The organism is Curtobacterium sp. TXMA1, assembly GCF_020162095.1.
In the GTDB taxonomy this organism is placed as follows: Bacteria; Actinomycetota; Actinomycetes; order Actinomycetales; family Microbacteriaceae; genus Curtobacterium.
The window spans coordinates 3,059,386-3,072,052 of the sequence record NZ_CP083910.1 but is presented as its reverse complement, the minus strand read 5'-3'; the positions used below and the strand labels follow the sequence as shown (position 1 = coordinate 3,072,052).

Below are 12,667 nucleotides of genomic sequence, written 5' to 3'. Positions count from 1 at the left end.
GATCAGGGTACCGGGGCGCTCCGGCCTGGAGGCCCGTGGTGCGCCCGGCGTGCGCCCCGCGTTCCTGAGGAGCTGGCTCGGGCCCCGCGGGAACCATGTCCACAGGGGCTGGTCCGGTCGTGGGGGCCTCGGTACCCTTGCGTGGGGAGGGTGCCATGACGATCGACACGGCTGGTCGGGTCCGGACCGAGTCCACGCGCGGCTTCGCGGTACCCGCCAGTCTGGCCGACCTCGCGGGCCCGGCCGAGGGCTCCCTCCGGCTGCCCGACTCGGTGTACTGGGGGCCTGAGCCGATCGTCGACCTCGCCCACTGGGACGACGTCGCCAAGGCCTACGAGGCGACCTTGCGTGAGGGCACGCTGGCCGAGGTCCAGGCCCTGGTCAGTCCGACGATCCTGCGGCGGTGGTGGTCGAGCCTCTTCCTGCCCGTCCGGATCCGACGAGCGTGGGAGAGCCGGTTCCCGGAACTCGCGTCGTGATCGCCGGCGAGGAGATGCAGCGACGGGTGGCTGCGACCGCACTCGCCGCGACGCACGACTCCGGGTTCGCGCTCGCCGGGTCCGGTGCCATCCGTGAGCACGGGTTCACATCTCGTCCCACTGCTGACGTCGACCTCTTCACGGACCGACGGGATGCACCAGCGTTCGACCGGGCCCTCGACGACGTCGTCGCACAGCTCGTCTGCGAGGGGTTCGACGTCGACGTCGTCAGACGCTTCGAACTGTTCGCACGACTCCGGGTCGCGCTCGGAGACGAGGCAGTCGAGGTCGACCTCGGGGCGGACTGGCGCGCACGGCAGCCCGTCGTGCTCGCACTCGGTCCCGTCCTCGACGAGTACGACGCGGTGTCGAACAAGGTCGCGGCCTTGTTCTCGCGGGCGGAAGCGCGTGACTACCTCGACGTGGACGCGATCCGGCGGAGCGGGAGGTTCTCCGATGCCGAGCTCCTCGACGGTGCGGCCGAGCACGACGACGGCTTCGATCGACGACTCTTCGCCGACGCGCTCCGACAGGTACGGAGGATCGGTGTGCGGCGCGTCCGGGAGTACGGCGTGACCTCCGCCGAGTTGTCGGGCGTCGAGCGGCGGCTGACCGACCGGGCCGACGAGATCGAAGCAGCGACCCGCGCCGGCGGCTGAGACGCCCGACTCCGGGGGCGGTTCCCCCGCCGAGTCAGCGCGCGTCCGCCCGCGCCAGCGCCCGGTCCGCGAGCGTCAGCACGGCGAGCAGCACGCCGACGCCGAGCATCACCCACGCGAGCACGTGCAGGTCCGGCGTGGTCGGGGCCTGCCCGAACACCCCGCCGATGAGCGACGACGCCGCGATCGCGCCGATGTAGATGCTCGTGCGTGAGAGCCCGGCCGCGGTGCCGATGTACTCCGAGGGCACCACCTTGTAGAGCGCCGCCTGGTTCGACACGGACGCCAGGGCCTGCGGGACGCCGAACAGCGCCGGCACGACGAGCAGGAGCACGAGCGGCGACCCGGCGTGCAGCAGGAGCAGGAGCCCGGCCCCGACCAGGGGGACGAGCGCAGCGACGACGAGCGGTCGACGGACGGCGGTCCGCCGCGCGACGACGAACGACACCACCCCGGCCACGACGGCTGCGGGCAGCTGCAGGTACCCGGCGACGTCGCTCGGGTAGCCCGCGACGTCCTGCACCCACTGCGAGAACCCGTAGGTCATCGTGTACGCGAGCAGGTAGGTCAGGAACAGCCGGGCGTAGGTGCGGGACAGCGCACCGTTCCGGACGAGCAGCCGCACGTCGACGAAGGGCTTCGTCGCGCGCAGCTCCCACAGCACGAGTGCCACGAACAGCACGACCGCGACCGCGAGCAGCCACCAGAGCCCGGCGCCGAGGTCGAGCAGGAACACCAGCAGCGCCGACACCGTGCCGGTCATGAGCACCATGCCGAGCGGGTCCAGGGCCGTGCGGACCGGCAGCTGTTCGGCGTCACGGGGCCGGAGCCGGTCGGACGGCAGCCACATCGCGGCGACGACGATGCCGAACACGGCGAGCGGGACGTTCACCAGGAAGATCGCGTGCCACCCGAACGCCGCGATGAGCGCCCCGCCGAGGGGTGGTCCGGCCGCGGCGGACACGAGCGAGGTGATCGACAGGGCTCCGAGCACGAGCGGTGGGGTCGGCTTGCCGATGCGGGCGGAGTGCTGCCGCAGCGTGGTCAGGGCCGCCGGGTACGCCGACGACGTCCCGATCCCGATGAGCACCCGCGCGGTGACCGCTCCGCCGAAGCCGGTCAGCACCTCGGGCACGACGCCCGCGACGCCGACGATCACCAGCCCGGTGAGGAAGACCTTCTTCGGGCCGAACCGGTCGGCGAGCTTGCCCATCGTCGGCTGTGCGACCGCGCTCGCCAGGTAGAGCGCGGCGACGAGCCAGATCGCCTGCGAGGCCCCGATGCCGAGGTCACGGGAGATCGGCGCGAGGGCGACGGACACCATCGTCGTGTTGATCGGGTTGAGCAGCGGCCCGACCAGGACGGGGACGAGGAGCTTCGGGCCGAAGCCGCTCCCGCCGGTGGTGGCGGTGTCGGCGGTGGTCGGGACGGGGGAGGTCGACGTGGACGTGGTGGGCTTCTTCCGGGTCAGTCGTCGGTGAGCGGCAGGAGGATCGCGAGGGCACGGGCGACCGTGGCACGGTCGTCCTCGGGCAGGGCCGCCAGGCGGTCCGTGAGCACGCGGGACCGGTTGGTCCACGCGTCGGCGCGGGCCCGGGAACCGGTCTCCGTGGCACGGACGAGCGTGCGACGACCGTCCGCCGGGTCCGGACGGCGTTCGACGAGCCCGAGGTCGACGAGCGCCTGCACGGTCGCACCCATCGACTGCGGGCGGACACCCTCGGCGCGTGCGAGGTCGGCGACGGTGCTCTCCCCGTGGCGCAGGAGTCGGCCGAGCGCGACGGTCTGGGACGCGGTCACCTCGTCGGTCTTCCCGGCGAGGACCGTGCGGCGGATGCGACCGTGCAGGGTCAGCAGGTCGTCCGCGAGCGTCTCGATCGGTTCCACACCGGAACGGTACGACTCAGCAGGCCAACTTGCAAGGTTGCCTTCTGATCAGACGACGCCGTCCGCGGTGTTGCCGATGGTCCCGTCCGTCGTGAACGGGCGCAGCGTGCCCACCAGGCCGTCGACGTCGTCGCCGAACCAGGCGTTGCTCGCCTGCACGCGGGGCCAGGCGTCCGCCAGCAGCTCACGACCGTCCCGGGTCAGGCGCAGCCGGGAGGCCCGTCCCCGACCCGGCACGGCACCCCGCTCGACGAGTCCCCGCGTCTCGAGTCCGCTCACCAGGGCGGCCATGCTCTGCGGGCGCACGCCCACGGCGCGAGCCAGCTCGGCCTGGTTGTGCTCGCCGCCGGCGGCGAGCTGCACGAGCGCGCCGAACTCGACCGGACTCAGGTCGAGGGGTTCGAGTTCCTCGGCGAGCCGGCGGGCGAGTTCCCGCGCGGCGCGGATCACCGTCCATGCAGCGACGGCGTCGACGTCGTCGTGGTGCACCGAGAGTTCGCTGGACACGATCCGATCCTACCGGCGTAGCGTTGAGTAACAGGAAACTGATACCGAAGGAGGGGTCACATGACCGACACGATCGCGATCACGGGCGTCACCGGGGACGTCGGCGGGAAGACACTCGAGCTGCTGCACGATTCAGGGGCACCGGTGCGCGCCGTCGTCCGTCGTCCCGACCAGGCCGAGCGGCTCCGCGCGCGTGGCATCGACGCACGACTCGCGGACCTCGACGACCTCGACGCGCTGACCCGTGCGCTCGAGGGGGTCGACCGCTTCTTCCTCGTCACGCCGGTCAGCGAGCGCCAGGCGCAGCAGGGCGAGACCGGCGTCCGTGCGGCGCAGCGCGCGGGGGTGCCCCGGGTGGTGCACCTGTCCGGCGGGGACGCGGCGGAGCACTCGCCGATGCCCTGGGCCGCGGCGGCGTGGCGGACCGACCGGCTCCTGCGGGACAGCGGCCTGGCCTGGACGATCCTGCACCCGTCGGCGTTCATGACGAACCTGCTGCCCTCCGCGCCGGCGATCGGTCGCGGCTGGTACCCGCACACCACCGGCCGTGGTCGAGCGGGCTGGATCGACACCGCCGACATCGCCCGGACCGCCGCCACGGTGCTGACGGAGGACGGGCACGACGGCACCGAGCCCGTGCTCACCGGACCCGCGGCCCTCGACGCCCACGGGATCGCGGCCGGGCTCTCGTCGGGACTCGGACGCCGCGTGCGCCCCCTGCACCTGCCGAGCCGGGTGTACCGCGCCGTCGTCCGCGCCGGCGGTGTCCCGGCCTGGCAGGCGGAGGGGCTCCGGCAGCAGTTCGGGCGGGTGCTCCGCCGTGGACTCGACGGCGTCGACGTCATGAGCGACGACGTGGCCCGGATCACCGGGCGGCCGCCGCGCTCCCTGGCGGACTGGGCACGCGGGAACCGCGAGCAGCTGACGGGCCGGGGCTGACGCGGCGGACGTGTGCCGTGCCTCCCGGCCGTCCCGTCAGCCCGTGGTGGTGAGGGTGGTGACCAGGTGTTCCTGCACGTACCCGATCCAGTCGTAGACGTCGCGGAGGCCGAGGCCGGCGTCACCGGCGTACGAGGCCTCCTCGGACGCGGCGTCGGTGATGCCGAGCCGCTCCGCGATCGTCAGTCTCAGGTCGGTGAGGCACCGCAGCCACGCCTGCTCGTCCTGCGCGGTCAGTGCGCCGTCCCGCGTGCCGGTCAGCCAGTCGTGCACGACGTCGGCGTTCGCGGTCTTCTGCGTCAGCAGGTCCGCCTGCGTCCAGCGGCGGAACTCGTCGCTCGCCTCGGTGTCCGAGGGGTAGGCGTCCGGGAACATCCGCGCCGCGACGGGGTCGGCGGTCAGGTCGCCGGCGAGCACCTGCTGCAGCTGCTCCGTGAGCGAGGCGAGCACCGCGCGCTCGCCCTCGGACATCGCGAGGTGCACCCCGTCCCGCTGCCGGGTGAAGGGGATCACGCGTCCGGTCCCGCGGCGCGGTCGACCGTGGCCTGCAGGCCGTAGCCGTGCATCGCCTCGACGTGGCGCTCCATCGCCTCGCGGGCACCCGTGGCGACGATCGCCCGGCCGTCGTCGTGCACCTGGCGCATGAGCCGCTCGGCGCGGGCGTGCGAGAAGCCGAAGTAGCTCTGGAAGACGTACGTGACGTAGGACATGAGGTTCACCGGGTCGTCCCAGACCACGGTGACCCACGGGACGTCGAACCGGGCGGCGAGGTCGGTGCGCTCCTCCACGTCGGGGCTGGTCAGGGTCATGCGTCGCCGGTCATGCGTCGACGGGGATGCTCGGGTGCATGTCCCCAAGGGTGACACGAACGTGCCCGCTCGGTACGATCGAGGGGTCGCGACTGGCGTTGGATGGGTCACCATCGGGGAGCGACACCTGACACGGAGCGCGGCCGTACGCCTGGGCCGCGCCCACCCGTCCACCTCGTCGCGTCCGCGCGGCGATCAGACAACGAGGAGTCCCGTGTCCATCACCGATCTGATGCCTGCCACCGCGCAGTCCAGCTTCAACGCCCCGCTCGCCGAGGTCGACCCCGAGATCGCCGCCGTGCTGCAGGACGAGCTCGGCCGGCAGCGCGACACCCTCGAGATGATCGCGTCCGAGAACTTCGTCCCGCGTGCCGTCCTCGAGTCGCAGGGCTCCGTCCTGACGAACAAGTACGCCGAGGGCTACCCGGGCAAGCGCTACTACGGCGGCTGCGAGTACGTCGACGTCGCCGAGCAGCTCGCCATCGACCGTGCGAAGGCCCTGTTCGGCGCCGCGTACGCGAACGTGCAGCCGCACTCCGGCGCCAGCGCGAACGCCGCGGTCCTGCACGCCATCGCCTCCGCCGGGGACACCATCCTCGGCCTCGAGCTCGCGCACGGCGGTCACCTGACCCACGGCATGAAGCTCAACTTCTCCGGCCGCATCTACAACGCCGTGTCGTACGGCGTCGACCCGGAGACGTTCGAGGTCGACTACGACGACATCCGTGCGAAGGCGATCGAGCACCAGCCGAAGGTCCTCATCGCCGGCTGGTCGGCGTACCCCCGCCAGCTCGACTTCGCGAAGTTCCGTGAGATCGCGGACGAGGTCGGCGCGACGCTCTGGGTCGACATGGCGCACTTCGCCGGTCTCGTCGCCGCGGGCCTGCACCCGTCGCCGCTGCCGCACGCGCACGTCGTGTCCTCGACCGTGCACAAGACGCTCGCCGGTCCCCGCTCGGGCATCATCCTGTCCAACGAGGAGTCGCTCTTCAAGAAGCTGAACTCCGCGGTGTTCCCGGGCCAGCAGGGCGGTCCGCTCATGCACGTGATCGCCGCCAAGGCCACCGCGTTCCTGCTCGCGGGCCAGCCGGAGTTCAAGGACCGCCAGGAGCGCACGCTCCGCGGTGCTCGTCTGCTGGCGGACCGGCTCACGCAGGCCGACGCGAGGGCAGCGGGCATCGACGTCCTCACCGGCGGCACCGACGTGCACCTGGTGCTCGTCGACCTGCGCGAGTCCGAGGTCGACGGCAAGCAGGCAGAGGACCTGCTGCACGAGGTCGGCATCACCGTGAACCGCAACTCCGTGCCGTTCGACCCGCGCCCGCCGATGGTGACCTCGGGTGTCCGCATCGGCACGCCGGCGCTGGCGACCCGCGGCTTCGGCGACGCCGAGTTCACCGAGGTGGCGGACATCATCGCGCTGACCCTCATGCCGAACCCGGACATCGCAGCGCTCTCGGCCCGGGTGAAGGCCCTGACCGACGCGTTCCCGCTCTACGCGTGAGCACCGCGCTCCCTCGCGAGCGGTGGGCAGGTGAGGGCAGTGCCGTCCGCATCGACGGCACCGCCCTCGCCGCCCGCACGCTCGACGACCTGAAGGTCCGCATCGACCGGCTGCACGACCACGGGTTCCGGCCCGGGCTCGGCACGATCATGGTCGGCCAGAACCCGGGTTCGGTGTCGTACGTCGCCGGCAAGCACAAGGACTCGGCGCAGATCGGGCTCGACTCGGTCCGCATCGACCTGCCGGAGACCGCTTCGGCTGCCGACATCCGCGCCGCGATCCTGCAGATGAACGACGACCCCCGGGTCACGGCGTTCATCGTGCAGCTCCCGCTGCCGCAGGGCATCGACCCGATCCCGATGCTCGAGCTGATGAACCCGGCGAAGGACGCCGACGGCCTGCACCCGACGAACCTCGGCGAGCTCGTGCTCGCCGTGCCCGGAGGCGCCGGCACGATCGACGCGCCGCTGCCCTGCACCCCGCGCGGCATCGTCGCGATGCTCGAGGCCTACGACGTCCCGATCCGCGGGCGGCACGTCACGATCATCGGGCAGGGCCTGACGGTCGGTCGTCCGCTCGGGCTGCTCCTGACCCGGCTCGAGGCCACCGCGACGCTGACGCACTCCCTGACCGAGGACGTCGCCGCCGAGTGCCGTCGCGCGGACATCATCGTCGCTGCGGCCGGGGTCGCCGGGCTCGTGCAACCGGACTGGGTCAAGCCCGGTGCGGCCGTGATCGACGTCGGCATCAGCCGGATCGTCGACGAGACCACCGGGAAGGCGAAGCTGCGCGGTGACGTCGACCCCGCGGTGGCGTCGGTCGCCGGGTTCCTGTCGCCGACGCCGGGCGGCGTCGGGCCGATGACCCGCGCGATGCTCATGAAGAACGTCGTCGAGGCCGCCGAGCGCCACCTGCGGTAGCGCGCGCCGGGGCGGCCGCGCTGGTCGGGCTGGTCGGGGCCGGCCGGTTCGTTCCGCGAAGGCGACAGATCACCGTGGACGGCTCGCGGTGATCTGTCGCTCTCGCGTCGTGGTCGGCTATGCCCCGGCCTGGAGGCGCGGATCGCCTCCGCCACACACCTCGCGCGGTGCTACGGTCACCGCATGGGGGACGAACGACAGCTGACCGAACCGGTGCTGCGGCCGCGGCCCGAGCTGTCGCAGTTCACGAAGGACGCCCGCTGGCTGATCGTCATCGTGGCGCTCTGCATCCTCTTCCAGCAGCCCGGATCGACCTGGGGCGCGACGTTCTTCCACGCCGGCCAGGAGATCGACTTCCGGTCGTCCCCGTCGCTCGGGACGACGCTCCTGACCGTGGCGGTCGCCGTCGGCGGGTTCCTCGTCGCGGTCGCCCGTCGGGGCGCGAGCCGGTTCGACGAGCACACCGTGATGGGGCTCACGCTCGCCGGCGTGCTCGGCGTCACGGTGGCCGTCTGGCTGCTGATGCCCGTGCAGATGGCCTGGCTGCAGTGGTCCGTCGAGCACGGTCAGCCGCACCCGTTCGTGCTCGGGAACGTCGTCGAGACGACGCGGTACGCCGACTACCTGGGCTGACCGAGCGCCCGGCCGCCGATTGCCGTCCTGCCGGGTCGTTCGCCCTGCGGCCGTCGAACCACGCAACCGACATCGAACCAGCCGCGCGTGCTGGTTCGATGTCGAGAACGTGGTTCGACGCGCTCCGTCCGAGCCGCGGTGCGCGCCGCGCGCAGCGCGTCAGTCGCGCCGAGCGCCCTGCGCGGCGTGCACCGTGAACACGGTGGGCTCGCGGTACCCGGCGGTGGCGAAGGCGGAGGTGACGGCGTCCGTGATCGCGCCACGGGCCTCCCGGTCGACCAGTGCGATCGCCGCACCGCCGAACCCGCCACCCGTCATGCGTGCGCCGACCGCGCCGTGCGCCATCGCCGTCTCGACCGCCAGGTCGAGCTCCGGCACCGAGATCTCGAAGTCGTCGCGCATCGAGGCGTGCGAGGCGACGAGCAGCTCGCCGATCGCCCGCGGACCCTGCTCGCGGAGCGTGCGGACCGTGTCGAGGACGCGCTGGTCCTCGGTGACGATGTGCCGCACGCGCCGGAAGGTCTCGTCGTCGAGCAGCTCCTCGGCGCGGGACAGGTCCTCGACCGCGACGTCACGGAGCGCCGGGACACCCATCGCCGCAGCACCGCGCTCGCAGGACTCGCGACGCGCCTTGTAGCCGCCGGTGGCGTGCGCGTGCTCGACGCGGGTGTCGATGACCAGGACCTCGAGGCCGTTCGCCTCGAGTGCCAGGTCGACCACGGCGGTGTCGAGCGTCCGGCAGTCGAGGAACACGACCGCGTCCTGCTCCCCGAGCAGCGAGGCGGACTGGTCCATGATGCCGGTCGGTGCGCCGACGGCGTGGTTCTCGGAGTACTGCCCGACACGCGCCAACTGCTTGCGCGACAGGCCGAGGTCCCACAGGTCGGTGAAGGCCAGCGCGACACCGCACTCGATCGCGGCGCTCGACGACAGGCCCGCGCCCACCGGCACGTCCGAGTCGATGAAGACGTCGAACCCGGTCTTGCCGGACAGGTCCGCGCCCGCCTGCTCGCGCAGCGCCCAGGCGATGCCGAACACGTAGGCCGACCAGCCGTCCATGTTCTCCGGCGCCAGGTCGTCGAGCGAGAGCTCGTGCACCGCGTCCGGCTCGAAGGCCGAGGCAACCCGGAGCAACCGGTCGTCCCGCTGCCCGATCGAGGCCACCGTGCGGCGATCGATCGCGAAGGGCAGCACGTACCCGTCGTTGTAGTCGGTGTGCTCACCGATCAGGTTGACGCGACCGGGGGCGGAGTACTGCACCGCCGGCTCGTACCCGTAGACCTGCTGGAACGTCATGCGCGTTCGATCCCTCCTCGGATGAACTCGGCCGCCTTCTCGGGCACGAGGTCCCCGATCCAGGCGCCCATGGCGGCCTCACTGCCGGCCAGGAACTTGAGCTTGTCGGCCGCACGGCGCGGCGACGTGATCTGCAGCATGAGCCGCACGGTGTCCCGCGCGGTGTGCACCGGTGCCTGGTGCCAGGCGGCGATGTACGGCGTCGGGGTGTCGTAGAGCGCGTCGAGCCCGCGGGTGAGTCGCAGGTGCATGTGCGCGAGCTCGTCCTTCTCGGCGTCGGTGAGCGCGGCGAAGTCGGGGACGTGCCGGTGCGGCAGCATGTGGATCTCGATCGGCCAGCGCGCGGCGAACGGCACGAACGCGGTGAAGTGCTCGCCCTGCAGCACGACGCGCTCCGAGGCTCGCTCGTTCGCGAGGTGCTGCTCGAACAGGTCCGGACCGAAACGCTCGATCGACGCGAGCAGCCGCTGCGTGCGCGGGGTGACGTACGGGTACGAGTAGATCTGCCCGTGCGGGTGGTGCAGGGTGACGCCGATCGCCTCGCCGCGGTTCTCGAACGGGAAGACCTGCTGGATGCCGGGCATCGCGGACAGCGCGGCGGTGCGGTCCGCCCAGGCCTCGACCACGGTGCGGGCGCGCGACTCGCTGATCGAGGCGAACGAGCCGCTCGTCTCGGGGGAGAAGCACACGACCTCGCAGCGGCCGACGCTCCGGAGCTGACGGTTCAGTCCGACGTCGGACAGCGACTCGAGCGACTCCGGCGCGTCGTCCGCCTCGAGCAGGGGGCCGAACGACGGGGAGCGGTTCTCGAACACGGCGACGTCGTACCGGCTGGGGATCTCGGACGGGTTCGCGGCGGTCTGGGGCGCGAGCGGGTCCTGGTCGGCGGGCGGCAGGAACACGCGGTTCTGCCGGCTCGAGGCGATGGACACCCACTCGCCGGTCAGGACGTCCTGTCGCATCCGGGCCGTCTCGGGCCGGGGGTCGAGGACGCGCTGGTCGATGCTGCGCTCCGCGGGCAGCTGGGTGTCGGCGTCGTCGAAGTAGATGAGCTCGCGGCCGTCGGCGAGCGTCGTCACGCGCTTGGTGATCACCGGGACAGCCTACTCGCCTCGCGAAGCGTTGCGAAAGCATCCGTAAGTGCGCGAAACTCGTCCGGTGCGCGACGACCTCTCCTTCCTCGACGGGTCGCTGCCCGCGCCGCTGCGGCAGGACCGCATCGTCTCCATCGTCGAGGGTGCCCCGGGCCTGGTCCGGACCGCCTCCCTCGCAGCGGCGCTGGGGACCAGCGAGGTCACCGTCCGCCAGGACCTCGCCCTGCTCGACCAGGAGGCCCGCATCCGGCGGGTCCGCGGCGGTGCGGTCCGCCGCGGAGCCGGTTCCCCCGAGCGCCCCTTCGAGGAGACCGCCGTCGAGCACCAGGTGGCCAAGGCCGCCATCGGCCGCGCCGCGGCCGCGATGGTCCGGTCCGGCGAGTGCGTCGTGCTCGACGTCGGCACCACGCCGGCAGCGGTGGCCTCGGCGCTCGTCGCGCGGGAGGACCTGACCGACCTGACCGTCGTCACCAACTCACTGACGACGGCGCTCGCGCTCGAACCGGCGGTCCCTCGGTTCACCGTGGTCGTCACCGGTGGGACCCTCCGCCCGCTGCAGCACTCGCTCGTCGCGCCCTTCCTCGGCGCGGTCCTGCCGATGATCGCCGCGGACGTGGTGTTCCTCGGCGGCACCGGGCTCGACGTCGAGCACGGCCTGACGAACGTGAACCTGCCCGAGACCGAGGCGAAGCGGATGCTGGCCGACGCCGCCCGGCGTACCGTCGTGGTGGCGGACGGCTCGAAGTTCGGCCGGGCCCACCTCGGTGTCGTCCGCCCGCTCGAGGACATCGACGTCGTCGTCACCGCCGAGGTCACGGCGGACGCCGTCGCCCCGATCCGGGCGGCCGGGGTCCGGGTCGTCGTGGCCGACGAGGACGGCGGCGCAGCACCAGACGGAAGGAAGTCGCACGCATGACCGCAGCAGCACCCACCGGAGCGCAGTACCACCTCCGCCACGCCGGGCCGGACGGGGTCGTCGAGGCCGTCGTCACCGAGGTCGCAGCGGGCATCCGGGAGCTCCGCGTCGCCGGGTTCGACCTGACCGAGCCGTTCCCCGTGACCTCGCTGCCGCCGGGTGCCGACGGCATCGTGCTCGTGCCGTGGCCGAACCGTGTCGCCGGCGCCGTCTGGGACCTCGACGGGAAGCGGCAGCAGCTGGACGTCTCCGAGCCGAAGTACGGCAACGCCTCGCACGGGCTGCTGCGGTTCTCGCCGTACCGTGTGGTGGACCAGACCGAGTCGTCGATCGAGCAGCAGGCGACGGTCCACCCGCAGCACGGGTGGCCGTTCACCCTCGAGACCCGGGTGCACCACGAGCTCGTCGACGACGGCGTCCGGGTGACCCACACGATCACGAACCGCTCCGGCGTCCGCGCTCCCTTCGCCGTCGGGGCCCACCCGTACCTGCGCGCCGGCGACACCCCGGCCGAGGACCTCGTCGTCACCCTGGACGCCGCCACGGCCTTCACGGTCGACGAGCACAAGATCCCGGACGGCACGGTGCCGGTCGAGGGCACCCCGTACGACCTGCGTTCCGGGCAGCGCGCCGGGGACGCCGACCTCGACACCGCGTACCGGGACGTCGCGCCCGACGAGCACGGTGTCCGGCGCACGACGCTGCACGGCCCGGAGGGCGACGGCGTGGAGCTGTGGCAGGACGAGTCGTTCCCGTACGTGCAGGTCTTCACCTCCCGGGAGTTCCCCCGCGGTGACGGCACCGGGCTGGCCGTGGCGGTGGAGCCGATGACGGCGCCCGCGAACGCCCTGAACTCGGGCGAGGGCCTGCGCTGGCTCGAGCCCGACGAGACCTGGACCGGTACCTGGGGCATCCGCCGCGTCTGGTCCTGAGCGCCGGCGGGATCGCCCCGGCCGGCCCTTCGACGCGCACGTGCGGTCGGTCCGGGTGGGGCCCGGTCGCAAGACATGCCGTTCAGGTCCCT

General features: G+C 72.5%; 15 protein-coding genes and 1 riboswitch. Of the genes, 8 read left to right on the top strand and 7 right to left on the bottom strand.

Annotated features, from left to right (window positions below; translation table 11 throughout):
* Positions 1–155: 155 nt before the first annotated feature.
* Both LCG91_RS14480 and LCG91_RS14475 read left to right on the top strand, forming a co-directional pair.
* Positions 156–479 (top strand): hypothetical protein, encoded by a 324-nt coding sequence (locus LCG91_RS14480; RefSeq protein ID WP_058750211.1) that lies wholly within the window; start codon positions 156–158, stop codon positions 477–479.
* A gap of 26 nt (positions 480–505) precedes the next feature.
* The gene (locus tag LCG91_RS14475) at positions 506–1,138 is read left to right on the top strand and encodes a nucleotidyl transferase AbiEii/AbiGii toxin family protein (RefSeq protein ID WP_224441820.1); all 633 of its coding nucleotides are present in this window, start codon (positions 506–508) and stop codon (positions 1,136–1,138) included.
* 34 nt (positions 1,139–1,172) lie between these two features.
* Here the strand turns inward: LCG91_RS14475 and LCG91_RS14470 are convergent, their stop codons facing one another.
* From LCG91_RS14470 to LCG91_RS14460, 3 genes are read right to left on the bottom strand one after another with little or no spacing between them, the layout of a single operon-like run.
* The gene (locus LCG91_RS14470; RefSeq protein WP_224441819.1) at positions 1,173–2,717 is read right to left on the bottom strand and encodes an MFS transporter; all 1,545 of its coding nucleotides are present in this window, start codon (positions 2,715–2,717) and stop codon (positions 1,173–1,175) included.
* Entirely contained in the window at positions 2,606–3,025 is a 420-nt protein-coding gene (locus LCG91_RS14465; protein ID WP_224441818.1) for a MarR family winged helix-turn-helix transcriptional regulator, read from the bottom strand. The genes LCG91_RS14470 and LCG91_RS14465 overlap by 112 nt, the downstream gene beginning before the upstream one ends.
* A gap of 48 nt (positions 3,026–3,073) precedes the next feature.
* A complete protein-coding gene (locus tag LCG91_RS14460; RefSeq protein ID WP_224441817.1) occupies positions 3,074–3,532 on the bottom strand; it encodes a MarR family winged helix-turn-helix transcriptional regulator in 459 nt (152 codons plus the stop codon).
* A gap of 60 nt (positions 3,533–3,592) precedes the next feature.
* Here LCG91_RS14460 and LCG91_RS14455 point away from each other — a divergent pair, with 60 nt between their 5' ends.
* Positions 3,593–4,471 carry an NAD(P)H-binding protein gene (locus tag LCG91_RS14455; RefSeq protein WP_224441816.1) on the top strand — a complete coding sequence of 293 codons (879 nt, stop codon included), beginning with the start codon at positions 3,593–3,595 and terminating at the stop codon, positions 4,469–4,471.
* Between the two features lie 36 nt (positions 4,472–4,507).
* Here the strand turns inward: LCG91_RS14455 and LCG91_RS14450 are convergent, their stop codons facing one another.
* Positions 4,508–4,984, bottom strand: coding sequence for a DUF2017 family protein (locus LCG91_RS14450; RefSeq protein ID WP_224441815.1), 477 nt, complete (start codon positions 4,982–4,984; stop codon positions 4,508–4,510).
* On the bottom strand, positions 4,981–5,280 hold the full coding sequence (clpS, locus tag LCG91_RS14445; RefSeq protein ID WP_058728592.1) for an ATP-dependent Clp protease adapter ClpS: 300 nt from the start codon (positions 5,278–5,280) through the stop codon (positions 4,981–4,983). Before clpS ends, LCG91_RS14450 begins: the two co-directional genes overlap by 4 nt.
* A gap of 78 nt (positions 5,281–5,358) precedes the next feature.
* Positions 5,359–5,444: riboswitch (ZMP/ZTP riboswitch) on the top strand.
* Between the two features lie 68 nt (positions 5,445–5,512).
* On the opposite strand from clpS, the gene glyA reads away from it, so the two are divergent.
* The 3 genes from glyA to LCG91_RS14430 all read left to right on the top strand — a co-directional run bounded on the left by glyA (position 5,513) and on the right by LCG91_RS14430 (position 8,337).
* Positions 5,513–6,784 (top strand): serine hydroxymethyltransferase, encoded by a 1,272-nt coding sequence (gene glyA, locus LCG91_RS14440; RefSeq protein WP_224443162.1) that lies wholly within the window; start codon positions 5,513–5,515, stop codon positions 6,782–6,784.
* Positions 6,781–7,704 carry a tetrahydrofolate dehydrogenase/cyclohydrolase catalytic domain-containing protein gene (locus tag LCG91_RS14435; protein ID WP_224441814.1) on the top strand — a complete coding sequence of 308 codons (924 nt, stop codon included), beginning with the start codon at positions 6,781–6,783 and terminating at the stop codon, positions 7,702–7,704. The genes glyA and LCG91_RS14435 overlap by 4 nt, the downstream gene beginning before the upstream one ends.
* Positions 7,705–7,887: 183 nt before the next feature.
* Entirely contained in the window at positions 7,888–8,337 is a 450-nt protein-coding gene (locus LCG91_RS14430; RefSeq protein WP_224441813.1) for a hypothetical protein, read from the top strand.
* A gap of 159 nt (positions 8,338–8,496) precedes the next feature.
* On the opposite strand, the gene galK is transcribed toward LCG91_RS14430, so the two are convergent.
* A complete protein-coding gene (galK, locus tag LCG91_RS14425; protein ID WP_224441812.1) occupies positions 8,497–9,633 on the bottom strand; it encodes a galactokinase in 1,137 nt (378 codons plus the stop codon).
* Positions 9,630–10,727 (bottom strand): galactose-1-phosphate uridylyltransferase, encoded by a 1,098-nt coding sequence (galT, locus tag LCG91_RS14420; protein WP_058728596.1) that lies wholly within the window; start codon positions 10,725–10,727, stop codon positions 9,630–9,632. The genes galK and galT overlap by 4 nt, the downstream gene beginning before the upstream one ends.
* Before the next feature lie 64 nt (positions 10,728–10,791).
* Here galT and LCG91_RS14415 point away from each other — a divergent pair, with 64 nt between their 5' ends.
* Positions 10,792–11,643 (top strand): DeoR/GlpR family DNA-binding transcription regulator, encoded by an 852-nt coding sequence (locus tag LCG91_RS14415; protein ID WP_137768328.1) that lies wholly within the window; start codon positions 10,792–10,794, stop codon positions 11,641–11,643.
* Positions 11,640–12,575 carry an aldose 1-epimerase family protein gene (locus tag LCG91_RS14410; RefSeq protein WP_058728598.1) on the top strand — a complete coding sequence of 312 codons (936 nt, stop codon included), beginning with the start codon at positions 11,640–11,642 and terminating at the stop codon, positions 12,573–12,575. Before LCG91_RS14415 ends, LCG91_RS14410 begins: the two co-directional genes overlap by 4 nt.
* Positions 12,576–12,667 lie beyond the last annotated feature (92 nt).

Bases quoted from the DNA above. Each gene is read 5' to 3' on its own strand.
- clpS (WP_058728592.1), bottom strand. From the start codon at position 5,280: ATGACCCTGACCAGCCCCGACGTGGAGGAGCGCACCGACCTCGCCGCC.
- LCG91_RS14480 (WP_058750211.1), top strand. From the start codon at position 156: ATGACGATCGACACGGCTGGTCGGGTCCGGACCGAGTCCACGCGCGGC.
- LCG91_RS14455 (WP_224441816.1), top strand. From the start codon at position 3,593: ATGACCGACACGATCGCGATCACGGGCGTCACCGGGGACGTCGGCGGG.
- LCG91_RS14410 (WP_058728598.1), top strand. From the start codon at position 11,640: ATGACCGCAGCAGCACCCACCGGAGCGCAGTACCACCTCCGCCACGCC.
- glyA (WP_224443162.1), top strand. From the start codon at position 5,513: ATGCCTGCCACCGCGCAGTCCAGCTTCAACGCCCCGCTCGCCGAGGTC.
- LCG91_RS14430 (WP_224441813.1), top strand. From the start codon at position 7,888: ATGGGGGACGAACGACAGCTGACCGAACCGGTGCTGCGGCCGCGGCCC.
- galK (WP_224441812.1), bottom strand. From the start codon at position 9,633: ATGACGTTCCAGCAGGTCTACGGGTACGAGCCGGCGGTGCAGTACTCC.